The following is a 15,748-nucleotide window of genomic DNA, read 5'->3' on the forward strand; positions in this document are numbered from 1 at the left end:
TGCCAAAGCGGATTTATTTGACTATATTGAGCGATTCCATAATCCTCGGATGAGAAGACGAGTCGCTAAGGACGATATGAAGTTATCAACCGTTTTTAAACCGTCCGTAGAAACGGGGTAGAACCCCAATCTTATTTGGCAGCGTTGCAGTCTAGGCCAAACTTGGACAGGTGAAACCTGTGCAGGATATGCCGAAGGTTATAACTGGCCGTCAGCGATGAAGCAGGTTAAAGATGGTTGGCGACTGCCAACAGTAAATGAGTTAGATACGTTGGTGCTCTGTACCAGCAATGAACGGAGTATATCTCGTTCATATGAGGGTATAAACAGCAGATGTTCTGGCGATTATCAAGAACCCACCATAAACTTAGTCGCATTTCCCAAAACGCCAGAATATTTCTTTTGGTCGTCTTCGGAATATGTTGATGAGAATGGTGGTCATAACGGCTGGGCCATAAGTTTCCGACATGGCTTAGTTGGCCCCTATCATAGTAACTTTATGCGTGATGCCCATGTGCGCTTGGTGCGCGACCTGAGGAAGACTCAATAATTACTCAACTGGCAAAGCTTATGCCTGCCCCATGACTATGCAAGGTCTGCCATGGGGTCATGTATAAGCTCAGCGGCGAATACAGCACCGGCTTGAACATGGCCACCTGCAAGATGCTTTCAAGCAAAGTATGTGGCCTCAGCTTTTACTTCGATGAAACTGGCATGACTTGGAGTGCCACACAAAATTCTGCTCTGCTGGAGGAGTGTAATACCCGCTGATATTCAGCAGAGATTTCACATTATGGTAAGCATAACCAAGCCTGTAAACTTGGGACTCAGCTCGATTTTTTTAGTGAGTTAAGAAAATTTTAATCCTTACCACGACAATATTCTAAGAGTCTGCAAATGAAAGTTGTAACGCTTTTTATTTTTTTACTAGCTTCATTAACCAGTCTCCATTCGGCTGAAATGCTTCTGACATGGGAATCAATTGAAGAAGGTGAAGCCCAGGCAGAGGAGTGGGTTAACTCTTTGACGGAAGGTGAACTATTGGCTTTGGGTAACATGACTCAACAGCCTGAAGAGCTGGAGTTCGTTCGCGCTTTTTTTCCTTATTTGCTTCCAGAAAGTTTTTTTAATCGAAATATGGAGCTAACTTGTTATCCATCATTTCTTGCCTTTCAAAGTACCAAGGATCAGGAAGGGTTTAAAGCTTGGGAGCAGTGTGTTGGAGAACTATGGAGGGATGATCCTCCGGGCCTGATCGCTCGAGCCATCAAAGATCTTAAACCTTAAATTTCACCAAGAAAAATATTATCGAATCATTGAGTAACGCTATTCATTAAATAGATGAAGCACCTAACTATTGTGAGAATCTCAAAGTTATCTAATAATGGCCTGAGGTCTAGCCAAAAGATTTAAGGGCCGTACTGCTAAATCACTTTACCGGTCTGAGTACGATAAGTAGTAAAAAGGAGCAAAACTTATATGGACGCAACAACTGATCTACGTCATCTGCTGCTTATTTTGTTTGTAAGTTCTAATTTGTTTATTGGCTCTGCATTTTCTCAAAGCTCCGACATACCTGCTCCAGAGCAAGCAATGTTTGTTGTTCCAAAGCTGTCTCAAGGGCCTGATTTCCAAGTTTTCTCACTAGCTGTCTCGCAAGGGCAAGGCAATTCTTTAGTAAAGCTGCTAAATGACTATTCCTATTACCAACGGGCACTGGTGTTGCCATCAACCAGTATGCGGATGAATGGTTCTGTTATTCATGAAGAGATATTGGCGCTCAAGAAGCGTGAGCACCCAGACAAAGATGGTTTACTGAATCGACCGACGTTAATCATAGGTGGTAAGTTATCGTCATCAGACAATTCACCGCTAGTCGATTTTGTGCAACTAAGGTTGCTGATGTGCGATGGGAAAATCAGCAAGATGCCGTTTCGGAATTTATTGTAAAGGCAAAAGTTGTTGGTGGCAGCGAAGAGCTCTCAATGCAGACATTTACTCACACTCCTGTACCCATATGGGTTCATGACAGATTGCCCTTTGGATTTAATAGTTTGTTGCCCCAAGGGCTCCCTGATGAAAAAACAAGTCATATTGTCGATTTCCCCATCAGGAGTTACCAATTAATGTTTGCTATGGAGCTGAATAAAGCCATACGAAATGGCGGCACGATACAGTTCTCGGTGTATGAAGTGACTTATGATTATAGAGAAGCATATGACCCATACGATGATGAGGTCTATCTCGATGTTGATACTAAGCAAGGAAATCAGTTATACGAGATAAATTATACTTTTGAAGATGACCCACATAATGCCGCTGATAGAAATTTAAAGGCTATAATCGGCAATGGTATTAATGCATTAAATAGAGGCGAAGGCTTTTATGCCGGGCCGATTCAAAACTAAATGATTACAAAATTAAAGTGGGTTCTATCGATACTTTGGCGAGTGCCGGTAACGTTGTTAATTGCAATAATTGGCTACGCTATTTTTACCGGTGTACTGGTTAAAGTTAGGGATGGCGTTAGCAATGAATGGTATACCGTTAATAAACTTGCTGAGCTTGTCGAGCAGTATGATAGTTATGTTTCAACCAATTCTAATGCCGGCCTCCAGATTCAAACTATCGACTTATCCAATGACGAATACCTGGTTTTCAATGAGGGGACTAAGAATGAGCGTTATGTCTTTACACTCAACTTACCAAATGATTCACATATTTCAACGCGCGAGTTACACAGCAAAACGATACCCACTGACTTTGAAAAAGTCCCACTATATAGGCTCAAAGAAGATCTTAGTATTTACGCGATTGACCCTCGTGTTCAATATGAAGAGTTTAAAGACGTTGGCGCTTATATAGTCAATTTTATTTTTTCTTTTTTTGGGATCATTATGGGCGTTGTTTTTTTCATGAGGATGGGTGTTTGGGTATGGGAAAAACACCAGCCTCTTGAATATTCAGCACAACAAAAACTCAAAACGGCTGCTCCGGCTTCTGCTCAAGAATCAACCAACAATACGATTAAATTTGGCTGGGGAATATGGTTAGTTTGGGCCTCATTGCTTGTATTGCTACCTGTTACAGTTGTTGTTGGTGATTGGGTTGAGATGCCAATGACCCAAACAGAATGGGAAGATTTATTGTTTTATAGTGTTTTTGTTGCATGTACTTCTTTTATGGTTGTGTTTGTTATTGAGATTTTCTCAGCTCGCCATCGTGCTCAAAATGGTTTGCCCCAGAGTCGACACCTTTTATTCTTTCCATCTTTAGTTCTGTTTACAGTGTTGCTTGTTCCTGCAATTTCCTGGATGCGTTACCTGTTTGTTTAATATTAGTTGCTGATACTTTAGCGACTCAGTAACACTAGCTCCTAAGAATCAGTGACGTATTCAGAGCCTGGGTAACAAACGACAATGATTCACTTGCAGACTGTAAGCACTGAAAACAACTTCTACAGGCTGCTGATAACGTTGACTTTCTGCTAGACAGGTTAAGTGGACTGATTTAGCGGTTAATGGTGCAGCTTTTTCCAATACATTGACTTGATATCCATATAGAGATGCTATGAAATGCAGATCACGAACCGTTAACTTCTCACTTAGAAATGGTTCATCTTGTGTTTCTTGTGGTTTGACAGCATTATTTTCAGCAGCAACATACGTTGCCGACAAGGCCAGAGAAAAAACTATAAGGATTAGATGCGATATTTTAAACAGCTGCATTTGCTGATCCTTGTTAACAATAAAGGAATTATTTGATGTTAAGGTCTATTAAAAATCTAATGCTATTGTTTTTAGTGGCTTTCCCCGGCTTGTTATTTGCTGATGTTGAACTCACGCCAGGCCACTGCGCAGGGTATATGCCGGTCATACTGGAATATCAGGCTAAATCGTCTGAAAGCCGCGAAGTGTCTGAGTTATCAGGAAGCTTACACCTACTGCAGGCGAGAAGGGATAGAGAGCAGGCAAAAAGATATGTCGATAATAGCCCTCTGTTGAGAGAGTTACATCAAAGCCACGTTTCTTCAGACTTTGACAGTGATTATCAATTTGCAGCAGATATTGCCATGCAACAGGCTGCTTTTCTTGGATCTGCAACAGCAGAAAAAATTATGCTTCAAGCAGAAGAATTTGAGGCCTTAGGCACACAAATCGGTAACATGACGGAATGGTGTGAAGCGATGCTGGCGGAGGCATCAAAGATTGGTAACAATAGGGCATTGGGTTCGTTTTTTGAATCGATCACCAAGGGTGACTGATACCGATTTTGACCCAATTATTGAGCGAGCATGCAGCGTGGTTAAAAGCTGCGTTTTATTGTTCCGGCTGCGAATCAACGGAATCCAGATATATTCCTTCAATCATTGTTTCCAGTAATTCCAGATAGCGATCTACTTCCTCTGGCATGCCATGTTCATTGGCAATTTTGGCCATTTCGATTGCCACTGCAGCATGCACAAAAACAGTATTCCGGCTGGCAAGGCAACCACCAAGCAGACTTAACTGTTGATCTGGCCCTGACAATGATTTGGCCCTTTCCACAACATCGTAACAAGGGTCAGGCTCGCCCATTAAACTGGCAATCAATACACTGGCGTGAATTAAATTAAGCATTCATTTTTCTCTTAAAAATAGGTTTTTAATCACCAGACAATATGGATTGAATCAACCAGTCCTGCGGGGTAGAGACAATTTCCATACGCATATCGAAAGGCGAGCGTAATAAAGCTTTGTCGATATAACCGCGTTCTCCTGCAAAGGTTTGTACCAGTCGAAACCTGGCCTTATCGTCATAGGGGTATTGCCACTCAACCCGCTCAAAGTTGAGTTTGCGTAAAACTTGAGCATTATCCATTGGCAAGGCATACATTGGTGTGTTTGGCTGAATGGTTATGTAAGTATCGAAAGAAAAATCTGCTGATTCGCTACCCACACAGCCGGGATAGGGAACGCAGAATACTTCTGGACTTAGTTGAATCCCCGGGATCGCCAGCATTTCACTCAAACTCTGCCAGTCATCATCAGCATTATCATGTGTCAGCCAGCTTTGAAGATCTTGATGTCCGCCACTGCCACCAAAACCAAGCATGACATCTTTAGTTGTCATTTCGAGCAGGGCTACAATATCTCTTCGCTCAACAGCAGATTTGAGTTGTTGGAAAAATATCGAAAACGTTTCATCCGGTTGTTGAGGCACAGCGAATTGGTATTGATCTTTGAAGGGGGCCATTAGCTTGTCACGAATGTTTGGCAGGTCGTCTTCCAAAATCATGGCAACGTCGAGATTTTCTGAAGCAGGCAGTAATGACTGAAACCAATTAAAAGCATCTTCACTACGTTCATCATCAATATCAAATCGCAGCATGGTAAGTTGAAGCTGCATACTGGCGCTGTCTAGTCGATATTCTGCGGTTACGGCACAAGCACGCCGAAAGTCCAGATAATCATCCTGCTGTTGCTGCTTTAATAAAGCGTTGAGGAGTTGAGTTTTTCGACTTGCTGACGGTGGGCCGGATGTCGGTAGAAGTAAGGCTTGAAGTGCTTCATAAGCCGATAGCTCAACGATTAAATGAATAGCATCGTCTGGTTCAATCCAGATATCACTGACCCCCTGACAGTCTTCGCCAGCACTGTGCAATTGCCCCTGCTCAAGTAACCGCTGATTCGATTTTTTGACCTCTTTACCGGTCATTATCTCGGTGGAAACAGCATTACCTCCCGATTCAGTTCGAAGCAGATAAAGTGCTGTGCCATCATCTGCTGCAAATCGTTGATAACCCAACGATCCACGACGTTCACCCGCGGGGTCTCTCGGACGTTCGTAAGTTGTATAACCAAAATAATCAAAGACATCACTACTCGAACCTGTTTGAGGGCAGTTCAAATCGAGCGGCTCTAGTAAAAAATCATTACGCAAGCTGGTTCTGGGATCAATGTCTAAACAACTGGGATGTATTTCTGCAGATTCGTGATCAATATTCGCTGTAGCCATTGCTGAATAGATTGCCATCAGCATAACTAGCAAAGCTCCCATGGCTCTGCTCGGCATGCCAGGTTGTTTATTTGGTAGTAGGTGTTTACGGCTTAAATGGATATATCGTATATCACTCATCTGGACTTTCTCCTATGTCCAAATAATAGCCGGAAGCTGTCGATGATAACCAGAGCGATCCAAAATTAAATTTAACTGGAACGATATATTGGAGCCATGCACTGCCTAGAAACATTGATATTTTTGTGGGAGTGGGGAGAGTTGTGCTTGTCGTTAAGAATTAACTATGAAGCGGGGACAACCAAAAGGGCTCAGGAAAACAAATGAAAATCTAACGACATTGATGCAAATAAAAAGCCCCATCAGCATAACTGATGGGGCTTTAATATTCTGGATAACCTATTGATAATACTAGGTTAATGTTGGTACCGAGGGCGAGAATCGAACTCGCACTTCCGAAGAAACCGGATTTTGAATCCGGCGCGTCTACCAGTTCCGCCACCCCGGCAACAAGCCGAGCATTATAACGAGGGCTGTTCGATTATGAAAGCCCGTTTTTACCTTTTAATGCGAATTTCCTGGTTGGGCACGATTTTACCTAACGAAAATTACAATAGCTCTGCTATGATCTCGCCATGCAACGTACCGACTTTCAATTTGAACTCCCGCCGGAGTTAATCGCCCAGTATCCGTCAAAACATCGAACTGCCAGCCGCTTGCTGACACTTGATGGTAACAGTGGTGGATTGGCCGATCGCCAGTTCAGCGACTTTTTGGATTTACTCAAACCCAATGATTTGTTGGTATTCAATAACACCAAAGTCATTCCGGCTCGCCTGTTAGGCGAAAAAGAAACCGGCGGTAAGATTGAAGTATTGGTGGAACGAGTATTGGACGATAAACGTGTGCTGGCCCATATTCGTAGCAGTAAGTCTCCTGGAGCAGGGCGAATTTTAATCCTTGAAAATGAGCTTCGTGCCGAGGTTCTGGGCCGTCAGGATGCGTTATTTGAACTCAAGTTTGATATTGCAGGCGATGTAATTGAGGCGCTCGAACAATATGGACGCTTACCATTACCTCCTTATATAGAGCGCGAAGTAGATAAAAGCGATCTGGATCGTTATCAAACCGTTTATGCCAAGCAAATCGGCGCGGTAGCCGCTCCGACTGCCGGACTGCATTTTGATAATGAGCTGATGCAGCGTATTCGCGACAGTGGTATCGACATGACCGAAGTCACTTTGCATGTCGGTGCAGGAACATTTCAGCCGGTGCGGGTTGAGGATATTCGTACGCATCAAATGCATTCCGAACGCATTGAAGTCAGTGAAACTGTTTGTGAAAAGGTTCGTCAAACCCGCGAAAAAGGCGGACGAGTGATTGCCGTGGGCACTACCAGTGTCAGAGCATTGGAAAGTGCGTCACGAAGTGGCGAAATTGCCGCCTATTCCGGCGAAACCGATATCTTTATTTATCCGGGCTATCAATTTCGGTCGGTCGATGCGATGGTTACTAATTTTCATCTTTCCGAATCGACTTTATTGATGCTGGTCTCAGCCTTTGCCGGACGTGACCATATAATGTCGGCCTATCATCACGCCATTGAGCAACGTTATCGTTTTTTCAGTTACGGTGACGCTATGTTTATCACTAGGAAAACCGCATGACGCTTTTAGATAACATTCGCTTTGTTTTGGTAGGCACAACACATCCGGGCAATATCGGCGCTTCTGCGAGGGCGATGAAAACGATGGGCTTATCTAATTTGCATCTGGTTTCACCGAAAATGTATCCGAATGCCGAAGCAACAGCACGAGCTTCTGGTGCTGATGATGTGCTTGCCAAAGCTGTGGTGCATGACAGTCTGCAATCAGCAATAACTGGCTGTCAGCATGTGTTTGGTATGAGTGCCCGGCTCAGGCATTTGGCGGTACCTTTAATGAATCCGCGGGAAGCAGTGACATCGCTTGAAAAATACGATGACGACACCCATATAGCCATTGTGTTTGGCCGCGAACATTCGGGTCTATCAAATGATGAGCTAGATCTTTGTCATACCCTGGTGAATATTCCGGCAAACCCGGAATACAGTTCATTAAATCTGGCGGCAGCTGTGCAAGTTATGGCCTATGAATTACGTATGAGCTTCAACCCGACCATTGAACGTGGTCGGGTGGGCGAGGATCGCGAAGCAATCAACGCTGAAGATTTGGTGCATTTATATGACCATTTTGAGAGAAGCCTGACCACCATCGGCTTTTTAGATCCAACCAATCCGCGTTATTTAATGCGGCGGATTCGCCGATTATTTAACCGGGCAGATCTTGACCGCAATGAAGTTCAGATTTTGCATGGCATTTTGCGTGCAGCAGAGACCAAAGCGAGGAGTTCAAAATGAACGACCAATTACATGTAACCCGCTGGCAGCGTTTTAAGGAAGATATCTACTGCGTTTTTGACAGAGATCCTGCAGCGCGTAATGTATTTGAGATCGTCACGACTTATCCTGGCGTACATGCTCTAACACTGCATCGTTTCAGTCATTGGTTATGGAAAAAAGGCTGGATGTGGTTGGCTCGGTTTATCTCAACTATTGGTCGGTGGATGACTGGCATTGAAATTCATCCCGGTGCCAAAATTGGTCGAAGGTTTTTTATTGATCACGGCATGGGTGTGGTAATCGGCGAAACCGCTGAAATTGGCGATGATTGCACGCTGTATCATGGTGTGACATTAGGCGGCACATCCTGGAAAGGCGGTAAACGCCATCCGACGTTAACCAATAATGTTGTCGTAGGTGCTGGGGCAAAAGTGTTGGGTCCGATTACGATTCATGATGGTGCCCGAATTGGTTCTAATGCTGTGGTTGTCAAGGATGTTGCAGCAAACGAAACAGTGGTGGGTATTCCCGGCCGGGTGGTCAGAAGCCAAAAAAATCCTGACTTAAAAGCTCAGGAAAAACTGGCACAGTCGGTTGGTTTTGATGCTTACGGTACCTCAACTCAAACACCGGATCCGGTGGCATCTGCAATTCATGGCCTGATTGAACACATTCATCTTATGGAGAAACGCATGGATGCAATGTGCCAAACGATTCATCGACTGGGCGGTGAAATGCCAGATGTGACGATGCCGGAATTAGAAGGTTGTGAGTTAGATAAAGACACCGATTCAGCTAAAGTTGACTAAAATAGTCGGGTATGGAAAACTACCAAAATAGTTCTTGATAGGAAATCAATATGCGCTTAACGACAAAGGGTCGCTATGCAGTGACTGCGATGCTCGATTTAAGTCTCAATTACGGTGTCGGAGCGATTACCCTCGCTGATATTTCCGAGCGTCAAGGGATCTCACTCTCTTATTTAGAACAATTATTTGCCCGCTTGCGGAAACAGGGGTTGGTGAGCAGTTCACGTGGCCCTGGCGGTGGTTATCGGTTGAGCCGATCAGCCACAGAAATAACTGTTCTGGATGTGATATCAGCAGTCGATGAAAAAGTCGACAGCACACAATGTCAGGGTAAACATAATTGCCATGCTGATGAGCAATGTGTCAGCCACGAATTGTGGCAAAGCCTAAGTGATCAAATTCGCGTCTATCTGGCTGGTATCACCTTGCATCATGTTGTGAGTGACTACGAACGTAATATGAATAATCGTAATAGCAGTGAAAAAGTCATCAAATTTGATGCCTTTTAGATCTGACTACAGAGTCTTATGTCTTTTGCTTATCTAGATCATAATGCCGGAACAGGTCTAGCTGAGGGTGTACTAGAAGCAATGTTGCCATATCTAAAGCAGCAACAAGGTAATCCTTCCAGTACTCACCGCTTTGGCCGATATACCCATGCCGCGCTTGATCACGCCCGTCAGCAAGTTGCAGATTTGGTGAATGTTGAAGCTGAACAAATCATTTTTACCAGTGGTGGTACTGAGTCGAATAACCAAGCTATCAGCGGTGTTGCCCAGTTATTTGATTCTGGCAGAATTTTAATCGGTAGCACTGAGCATCCAGCGGTATTAGAACCAGCCAAACGCTTGCAAAAACTAGGTTTTGAAGTGTTGTTTATCCCGGTGAACGCCGATGGTCTGATCAATATCGAGATATTCGAAACCTTATTAACCGATGACACGCGTCTGGTATCGGTTATGTGGGCAAATAATGAAACCGGCGTGGTGCAGAATATTGCACGGTTAACCAAGCTGACAAAAGAACGCGAAATCCTGTTTCATTGTGATGCGGTGCAGGCGGCCGGCAAACTGGAAATCGATTTTCAGGCAGCTGGAATACAGATGATGAGCCTGTCTGCGCATAAATTTGGTGGGCCAAAAGGTATCGGTGCGCTGATTGTTGATAAAAAACTGGATTGGCCAGCCTATGTATTAGGTGGTGGCCAGGAACATGAAAAGCGCAGCGGCACCGAAAATGTCGCGGCGATAGTGGGATTTGGTGCAGCAGCTGAACAAGCAAAGCAGCAATTAACGCATTATCAGCGGCATTGCCGTGAATTAAGGGATCTGCTGGAAATTCGCCTACGGGAAATTCCTGGCGTTACCGTTTTTGCCCAGTCAACTGAACGTTTGCCCAATACGGTGTTTTTTTCATTACAGGGTTTCGATTCAGATACCTTATTGATGGCACTGGACCGCAAAGGCTTTTCAGTCGCCAGCGGATCAGCCTGTGGCACAGGAAGACAAACCCCTAGCCATGTGCTTAAAGCAATGAATATTGATGATATGACGGCTCTTGGAGCGATACGGGTGAGTGTTTCACTGGAAAACACCAAAGAACAAATTGAACAGCTGGCAGTCGTAATTGAAAAAGAGGCCAGTCGTTTTAACCATTTGATGAACAGGTAATAAAATGACAACAATTACATTGACACAATCAGCAGTAAAACGCGTACGTGACATGGTCGCTAAACGTGACAGTGGCATCGGCTTGCGTATTGGCGTAGTCAAAAGCGGTTGCTCTGGTTACAGCTATGCATTGGATTATGCCGATGCGGTGGCAGCAAACGATATGATTATTGAACAGGACGATGTCAAAGTGGTCGTCGACAAAGACAGCCTGCCGTTATTGGAAGGCATGATCCTGGATTTTGTTAAGGAAGGGTTGAACCAAAGCTTTAAATTCAGAAATCCGAATGTTACCTCTGAATGTGGCTGTGGTGAGAGCTTTAGCGTTACCAAATAAACTAATCTCTATGTCTATTTTTCAAACTGCCCGTTAAGGTTTTAACGGGCAGTTTTGTTTTACCTGGCCTATGAGCTGTGATTGAATCTCTTCCATGACTGAACTTAACAATCTGCAATTTGATGCTCAGCATCTCTGGCATCCCTACAGTAGCGTGCAAAATCCACCGTTATTACATGAGGTGGTTTCAGCACAAGGCGTGTATTTAACGCTGGCTGATGGTCGCCAAATTATTGATGGCATGTCGTCCTGGTGGTCAGCCATTCATGGTTACGGACATCCAAGGTTAAATGCAGCTGCTAAAGATCAACTCGATAAAATGTCGCATGTGATGTTTGGCGGTTTAACCCATGATCCTGCAGTCAGTTTGGCGCGACGATTAATCGATATCACCGATGATGTCCTGCAATATGTTTTTCTGGCAGATTCCGGCTCAGTTTCAGTTGAAGTTGCTATCAAAATGGCGATTCAATACTGGTTTGCTCAGGGCAAAGCCGACAAACAAAAACTACTGTCACTGAGAAGTGGCTATCACGGTGATACCTTCGGGGCGATGGCGGTTTGCGATCCAGTCAATGGCATGCATTCCCAATTTGCCAAAGTATTACCCCAACATTTATTTGCACCGGCACCAACCTGTCGTGATGACGCCGATTGGCAAGACAGTGATATTGCTGAAATGCGTGCATTAATCGAAGCCAACCATGAACAACTAGCCGCGGTGATTGTTGAACCATTGGTGCAGGGCGCAGGTGGCATGCGGTTTTATTGTCCGCAATATCTGAGTGAACTCCGAGCTTTATGTGACCAACATAATGTGTTGCTGATATTCGATGAAATCGCTACTGGCTTTGGCCGAACTGGACATCTGTTTGCTTATGAAGCCGCTGGTGTGGTGCCCGATATTTTATGCCTGGGTAAGGCACTTACCGGTGGCTATATGACACTCGCAGCCACTTTATGCCAAAGCAAGGTTGCACAGGGCATTTCAGCTGATGGGCAGGGTGTTTTGATGCATGGCCCGACTTTTATGGGGAATCCATTAGCGTGCCGCGTAGCATGCGAGAGTATTGATGTATTGCTCGAATCAGACTGGCAGGCAAACGTGCTGTCGATAGAAACTCAGTTGGTTGATGAGCTTAAAGAATTGTCTTCCCACAGCTTAGTAAAAGATGTACGAGTAAAAGGCGCGATTGGAGTCGTTGAATTGAATCAGCCTTTGGATAGCTTTATGGACTGGTTGCCTAAATTTATCGTTGAGCAAGGTGTTTGGATAAGACCGTTTCGTTCGATGATTTATGTGATGCCACCTTATATTATTAGCGCTGAACAATTAACCACGCTCACTACAGCGATTAAAGCCATCGTCAACAAGCTCAGTGAATCAGTAAAATCCTGAGCTCGAACAAGTTTATGCCTGATAGTATTCTGGTTTGTGCGGCGTAGTATCACTCCACGTTATCCAGAAAAAACGGATAGCGTTAACCTTAAAATAGAATGGAGAAATGATCATGTGGACTAAACCAGAATATTCAGATATGCGTTTCGGTTTTGAAGTAACCATGTACATTTGCAACCGTTAATATCGGTTCAAAAGTACTTAAAAAGCCTCTGGAGTTAAGCTCCAGGGGCTTTTTTTATAACCGCAACTTTCAAATCGCCTATTCCGATTATATTAATAGAATTAAGTTGTTTGACCGTTGCATCTTCGGGCCATAGAATGGCCTCTGTCGCTTTTGACAATCAACAAGGAGTAGACCATGTCGACTTTGATCAATACTACAATTAAACCGTTTAAAACCACTGCATTTCACAAAGGTGAGTTTCTACCTGTTACTGATGCTGATCTGAAAGGTAAGTGGTCTGTTGTATTCTTTTACCCAGCCGACTTCACTTTTGTTTGTCCTACCGAGTTGGGTGACTTAGCTGATCATTATCCAAAACTGCAAGAAATGGGCGTTGAAGTTTATTCAGTATCTACTGATACCCACTTTACTCACAAAGCTTGGCATGATGCTTCTGAAACCATCAAGAAAATCAACTTCCCGATGCTTGCTGATGCGACAGGCACAATCAGCCGTAACTTTGAAGTGATGATTGAAGAAGAAGGTCTGGCGCTGCGTGGCACATTTGTTATCGATCCAGAAGGTGTGATCAAAGTATGTGAAGTTCACGATCTGGGTATCGGCCGTAGTGCAAAAGAACTGGTTCGTAAAATCCAAGCTGCTCAATATGTCGCTTCACATGATGGTGAAGTTTGCCCTGCTTCTTGGCAGCCAGGTGAAGAAACCTTGTCACCATCTCTGGATTTGGTTGGCAAAATCTAAAGAAAATCTGCAGCAAGTTTTCGTTTAATGAAATGAAAACTTCTCACGAAATTCTTGATCCATTGGATCTCGTGTGTCCGGGCCAACCGGTCCGGACAACACCCAAACATTTATAGAATTTTATTCAGGCAGGTGCCTTATGTTGGATGCAAACATTGCTGGACAATTAAAAACGTATTTGCAGAATCTGCAACGCCCGGTTGAGATCATTGCGTCACTTGATGATGGCAAAAAATCTCAGGAAATGCGTGAATTGCTGGTTGAAATTGCTGATATGTCTGACAAGGTCAGCTTTTCTGATGTCGATAATGATGCACGTAAACCATCATTTCGTATCAAACAGCCGGAAGGTCAGGAGCATATTCGTTTTGCCGGTATTCCGATGGGGCATGAGTTTACCTCGCTGGTATTAGCATTGCTGCACACTGGCGGGCATCCGATGAAAACCGAGCCTGAAGTGATTGAACAAATCAAACAACTTGATGGCGAGTTTGTGTTTGAAACGTATATTTCATTGTCATGCCAGAATTGCCCTGAAGTGGTACAAGCGCTGAATCTGATGGCGGTGTTGAATCCGAATATCCATCACACCATGATTGACGGTGCTTTATACCCTGAAGAAGTTGAAGCACGTCAAATCATGGCGGTACCGACTGTTTACCTGAACGGTGAAGTTTTCGGTCAAGGTCGTATGGGCTTGACTGAGATCATTGGCAAGCTGGATACAGGCTCGATTAAACGCGAAGCAGAAAAAATCAATCAGCGTGCGCCTTACGATGTATTGATCGTTGGTGGAGGTCCTGCTGGGGCGTCAGCATCAATTTATGCTTCTCGCAAAGGTATTCGTACCGGTATTGTGGCCGAACGTTTTGGTGGCCAGGTAATGGATACCCTGGCGATTGAGAACTTTATTTCAGTCAAAGAAACCGAAGGTCCCAAGCTGGTGGCCGCACTGGAAGAACACGTCAAGGAATATGAAGTGGACGTGATGAAACTGCAACGTGCCAATAAGTTACGCCAGCAAGGCAAAATGATTGAAGTGGAGCTGGAAAGCGGCGCTAAATTACTCAGTAAAGCGATCATTATCGCTACGGGTGCCCGCTGGCGTGAGCTTGGTGTACCCGGCGAAAGTGAATACCGTGGTCATGGCGTAGCATATTGCCCGCATTGTGATGGTCCGTTATTCAAAGGCAAACACGTTGCAGTCATTGGTGGCGGAAACTCCGGTGTTGAAGCGGCAATTGATTTGGCTGGTATTGTCGGTCATGTGACCTTGCTTGAATTTGCTGATGAATTGAAAGCCGATGCCATATTGCAGAAAAAGCTGCATAGCCTGAGCAATGTGACAGTGATTATTGGTGCCCAAACCACGGAAGTTACCGGTGATGGCAAAAAGGTCAATGGTCTGAACTATAAAGACCGGGCCACAGAAGAATCACATCATGTGGAAGTGGCGGGTGTGTTTGTGCAGATTGGTTTGTTACCCAATACCGACTGGTTGAAAGACACGTTAACGTTGAGCAAGTATGGTGAGATTGAAATTGATTCTCATGGTGCCACCTCAATGCCAGGTGTATTTGCCGCTGGTGATGTCACGACCATTCCATATAAACAAATCATTATGGCAATGGGCGAGGGCGCCAGAGCAGCATTAGGTGCGTTTGATTACCTTATCCGCAATGAGTTTGATGATAAGGATAAAGCGGCGTAAGCCATATCGGCCAAAACCGAATTCATTCCGCCTCGTCAATCAGATCGCGTAGGTTTAATAACTTCATGCGAATGGCGAGGCGGGTGAGTTCAATATCTGAATTCACCTCAAGTTTGCGTTTAATAATGTAATGCGAATTGGAAACTGTTTTAGGGCTGATATTCAAAATATCAGCTATCTGTTGATTATTTTTAGCTTCTAACAACAATCGCAAAATCTCAAATTCCCTGACCGTCAAATCATCCAGCCTGGCTTTATCCTGTCCCAGTTTTTCTAATGCTAAAGCCTGCGCGATATCCGGACTCAAACTGAGTTTATTTTCATAGACCTGAAAAATCCCGTGAATTAACAAGGTAGGATCACTACTCTTGGTGACATAACCTAATGCACCTGCACGAATGGCTTGTAAAGCGAAGCTGGGATTCTGATGCATGCTGAAAACCAGAATCCGTGCCTGAGCATCATATTGTCGGATGCGGGAAATCGCTTCCAAACCACTTTGCCCTGGCATGGAAAT

The 15,748-nt window shown here is 44.3% G+C and carries 20 protein-coding genes, 1 tRNA gene and 1 pseudogene; 17 read left to right on the forward strand and 5 right to left on the reverse strand.

The features are described from left to right. From E8Q33_RS15910 to E8Q33_RS03960, 6 genes and pseudogenes are all read left to right on the forward strand, one after another. Positions 1–121: pseudogene (locus tag E8Q33_RS15910) on the forward strand (IS3 family transposase); the annotation flags it as partial. A 12-nt stretch (positions 122–133) separates the two neighbouring features. Further along, positions 134–550: a DUF1566 domain-containing protein gene (locus E8Q33_RS16650; RefSeq protein ID WP_211116100.1), complete on the forward strand. Its 417-nt coding sequence runs from the start codon at positions 134–136 to the stop codon at positions 548–550. 347 nt (positions 551–897) lie between these two features. Continuing rightward, a complete protein-coding gene (locus E8Q33_RS03945) occupies positions 898–1,287 on the forward strand; it encodes a hypothetical protein (RefSeq protein WP_069297153.1) in 390 nt (129 codons plus the stop codon). A gap of 192 nt (positions 1,288–1,479) precedes the next feature. Further along, positions 1,480–1,950, forward strand: coding sequence for a hypothetical protein (locus E8Q33_RS03950; RefSeq protein WP_136552997.1), 471 nt, complete (start codon positions 1,480–1,482; stop codon positions 1,948–1,950). Beyond that, the gene (locus tag E8Q33_RS03955; protein ID WP_136552999.1) at positions 1,905–2,408 is read left to right on the forward strand and encodes a hypothetical protein; all 504 of its coding nucleotides are present in this window, start codon (positions 1,905–1,907) and stop codon (positions 2,406–2,408) included. Before E8Q33_RS03950 ends, E8Q33_RS03955 begins: the two co-directional genes overlap by 46 nt. Further along, on the forward strand, positions 2,409–3,335 hold the full coding sequence (locus E8Q33_RS03960) for a hypothetical protein (protein WP_136553001.1): 927 nt from the start codon (positions 2,409–2,411) through the stop codon (positions 3,333–3,335). Between the two features lie 60 nt (positions 3,336–3,395). Here E8Q33_RS03960 and E8Q33_RS03965 read toward each other — a convergent pair whose 3' ends face one another. Further along, positions 3,396–3,728, reverse strand: coding sequence for a hypothetical protein (locus E8Q33_RS03965; protein ID WP_136553003.1), 333 nt, complete (start codon positions 3,726–3,728; stop codon positions 3,396–3,398). A gap of 35 nt (positions 3,729–3,763) precedes the next feature. On the opposite strand from E8Q33_RS03965, the gene E8Q33_RS03970 reads away from it, so the two are divergent. After that, on the forward strand, positions 3,764–4,264 hold the full coding sequence (locus E8Q33_RS03970) for a hypothetical protein (protein WP_136553005.1): 501 nt from the start codon (positions 3,764–3,766) through the stop codon (positions 4,262–4,264). A gap of 55 nt (positions 4,265–4,319) precedes the next feature. Here the strand turns inward: E8Q33_RS03970 and E8Q33_RS03975 are convergent, their stop codons facing one another. The 3 genes from E8Q33_RS03975 to E8Q33_RS03985 all read right to left on the reverse strand — a co-directional run bounded on the left by E8Q33_RS03975 (position 4,320) and on the right by E8Q33_RS03985 (position 6,505). Next, positions 4,320–4,619 carry a hypothetical protein gene (locus E8Q33_RS03975; protein WP_136553006.1) on the reverse strand — a complete coding sequence of 100 codons (300 nt, stop codon included), beginning with the start codon at positions 4,617–4,619 and terminating at the stop codon, positions 4,320–4,322. Between the two features lie 25 nt (positions 4,620–4,644). Next, positions 4,645–6,117: a hypothetical protein gene (locus E8Q33_RS03980; RefSeq protein WP_136553008.1), complete on the reverse strand. Its 1,473-nt coding sequence runs from the start codon at positions 6,115–6,117 to the stop codon at positions 4,645–4,647. Between the two features lie 303 nt (positions 6,118–6,420). After that, positions 6,421–6,505: transfer RNA gene (locus E8Q33_RS03985), tRNA-Leu, on the reverse strand. Positions 6,506–6,632: 127 nt separating this feature from the next. On the opposite strand from E8Q33_RS03985, the gene queA reads away from it, so the two are divergent. The 10 genes from queA to ahpF all read left to right on the forward strand — a co-directional run bounded on the left by queA (position 6,633) and on the right by ahpF (position 15,231). Continuing rightward, positions 6,633–7,664 (forward strand): tRNA preQ1(34) S-adenosylmethionine ribosyltransferase-isomerase QueA, encoded by a 1,032-nt coding sequence (gene queA / locus E8Q33_RS03990; protein WP_136553010.1) that lies wholly within the window; start codon positions 6,633–6,635, stop codon positions 7,662–7,664. Next, entirely contained in the window at positions 7,661–8,395 is a 735-nt protein-coding gene (locus E8Q33_RS03995; protein ID WP_069296341.1) for an RNA methyltransferase, read from the forward strand. Before queA ends, E8Q33_RS03995 begins: the two co-directional genes overlap by 4 nt. Then, positions 8,392–9,186: a serine O-acetyltransferase gene (cysE, locus tag E8Q33_RS04000; protein ID WP_136553012.1), complete on the forward strand. Its 795-nt coding sequence runs from the start codon at positions 8,392–8,394 to the stop codon at positions 9,184–9,186. Before E8Q33_RS03995 ends, cysE begins: the two co-directional genes overlap by 4 nt. 50 nt (positions 9,187–9,236) lie before the next feature. Continuing rightward, positions 9,237–9,695: an Rrf2 family transcriptional regulator gene (locus E8Q33_RS04005; protein ID WP_069296343.1), complete on the forward strand. Its 459-nt coding sequence runs from the start codon at positions 9,237–9,239 to the stop codon at positions 9,693–9,695. Between the two features lie 18 nt (positions 9,696–9,713). Then, a complete protein-coding gene (locus tag E8Q33_RS04010; protein WP_136553014.1) occupies positions 9,714–10,856 on the forward strand; it encodes a cysteine desulfurase family protein in 1,143 nt (380 codons plus the stop codon). Between the two features lie 4 nt (positions 10,857–10,860). Continuing rightward, complete coding sequence (locus E8Q33_RS04015) at positions 10,861–11,193, forward strand: iron-sulfur cluster assembly accessory protein (RefSeq protein WP_069296345.1); 333 nt, start codon at positions 10,861–10,863, stop codon at positions 11,191–11,193. Positions 11,194–11,287: 94 nt separating this feature from the next. After that, complete coding sequence (gene bioA / locus E8Q33_RS04020) at positions 11,288–12,592, forward strand: adenosylmethionine--8-amino-7-oxononanoate transaminase (RefSeq protein WP_136553016.1); 1,305 nt, start codon at positions 11,288–11,290, stop codon at positions 12,590–12,592. A 112-nt stretch (positions 12,593–12,704) separates the two neighbouring features. Then, positions 12,705–12,776: a pyrroloquinoline quinone precursor peptide PqqA gene (gene pqqA / locus E8Q33_RS04025; RefSeq protein WP_081443609.1), complete on the forward strand. Its 72-nt coding sequence runs from the start codon at positions 12,705–12,707 to the stop codon at positions 12,774–12,776. Positions 12,777–12,953: 177 nt separating this feature from the next. After that, positions 12,954–13,520: an alkyl hydroperoxide reductase subunit C gene (ahpC, locus tag E8Q33_RS04030; RefSeq protein WP_069296347.1), complete on the forward strand. Its 567-nt coding sequence runs from the start codon at positions 12,954–12,956 to the stop codon at positions 13,518–13,520. Between the two features lie 139 nt (positions 13,521–13,659). Next, positions 13,660–15,231, forward strand: a complete 1,572-nt coding sequence (gene ahpF / locus E8Q33_RS04035) for an alkyl hydroperoxide reductase subunit F (protein ID WP_136553018.1) — start codon at positions 13,660–13,662, stop codon at positions 15,229–15,231. A gap of 22 nt (positions 15,232–15,253) precedes the next feature. On the opposite strand, the gene E8Q33_RS04040 is transcribed toward ahpF, so the two are convergent. Further along, the gene (locus E8Q33_RS04040) at positions 15,254–15,742 is read right to left on the reverse strand and encodes a response regulator transcription factor (RefSeq protein ID WP_247869915.1); all 489 of its coding nucleotides are present in this window, start codon (positions 15,740–15,742) and stop codon (positions 15,254–15,256) included. Positions 15,743–15,748 lie beyond the last annotated feature (6 nt).

Source organism: Methylophaga sp. SB9B (assembly GCF_004832235.1).
Lineage (GTDB): Bacteria > Pseudomonadota > Gammaproteobacteria > Nitrosococcales > Methylophagaceae > Methylophaga > Methylophaga muralis.

Bases quoted from the DNA above. Each gene is read 5' to 3' on its own strand.
- E8Q33_RS04015 (WP_069296345.1), top strand. From the start codon at position 10,861: ATGACAACAATTACATTGACACAATCAGCAGTAAAACGCGTACGTGAC.
- E8Q33_RS03950 (WP_136552997.1), top strand. From the start codon at position 1,480: ATGGACGCAACAACTGATCTACGTCATCTGCTGCTTATTTTGTTTGTA.
- E8Q33_RS04005 (WP_069296343.1), top strand. From the start codon at position 9,237: ATGCGCTTAACGACAAAGGGTCGCTATGCAGTGACTGCGATGCTCGAT.
- ahpC (WP_069296347.1), top strand. From the start codon at position 12,954: ATGTCGACTTTGATCAATACTACAATTAAACCGTTTAAAACCACTGCA.
- cysE (WP_136553012.1), top strand. From the start codon at position 8,392: ATGAACGACCAATTACATGTAACCCGCTGGCAGCGTTTTAAGGAAGAT.
- E8Q33_RS03960 (WP_136553001.1), top strand. From the start codon at position 2,409: ATGATTACAAAATTAAAGTGGGTTCTATCGATACTTTGGCGAGTGCCG.
- E8Q33_RS04010 (WP_136553014.1), top strand. From the start codon at position 9,714: ATGTCTTTTGCTTATCTAGATCATAATGCCGGAACAGGTCTAGCTGAG.
- queA (WP_136553010.1), top strand. From the start codon at position 6,633: ATGCAACGTACCGACTTTCAATTTGAACTCCCGCCGGAGTTAATCGCC.
- E8Q33_RS03970 (WP_136553005.1), top strand. From the start codon at position 3,764: ATGTTAAGGTCTATTAAAAATCTAATGCTATTGTTTTTAGTGGCTTTC.
- E8Q33_RS04040 (WP_247869915.1), bottom strand. From the start codon at position 15,742: ATGCCAGGGCAAAGTGGTTTGGAAGCGATTTCCCGCATCCGACAATAT.
- ahpF (WP_136553018.1), top strand. From the start codon at position 13,660: ATGTTGGATGCAAACATTGCTGGACAATTAAAAACGTATTTGCAGAAT.
- E8Q33_RS03975 (WP_136553006.1), bottom strand. From the start codon at position 4,619: ATGCTTAATTTAATTCACGCCAGTGTATTGATTGCCAGTTTAATGGGC.
- E8Q33_RS03965 (WP_136553003.1), bottom strand. From the start codon at position 3,728: ATGCAGCTGTTTAAAATATCGCATCTAATCCTTATAGTTTTTTCTCTG.
- bioA (WP_136553016.1), top strand. From the start codon at position 11,288: ATGACTGAACTTAACAATCTGCAATTTGATGCTCAGCATCTCTGGCAT.
- E8Q33_RS03980 (WP_136553008.1), bottom strand. From the start codon at position 6,117: ATGAGTGATATACGATATATCCATTTAAGCCGTAAACACCTACTACCA.
- E8Q33_RS03945 (WP_069297153.1), top strand. From the start codon at position 898: ATGAAAGTTGTAACGCTTTTTATTTTTTTACTAGCTTCATTAACCAGT.
- E8Q33_RS03995 (WP_069296341.1), top strand. From the start codon at position 7,661: ATGACGCTTTTAGATAACATTCGCTTTGTTTTGGTAGGCACAACACAT.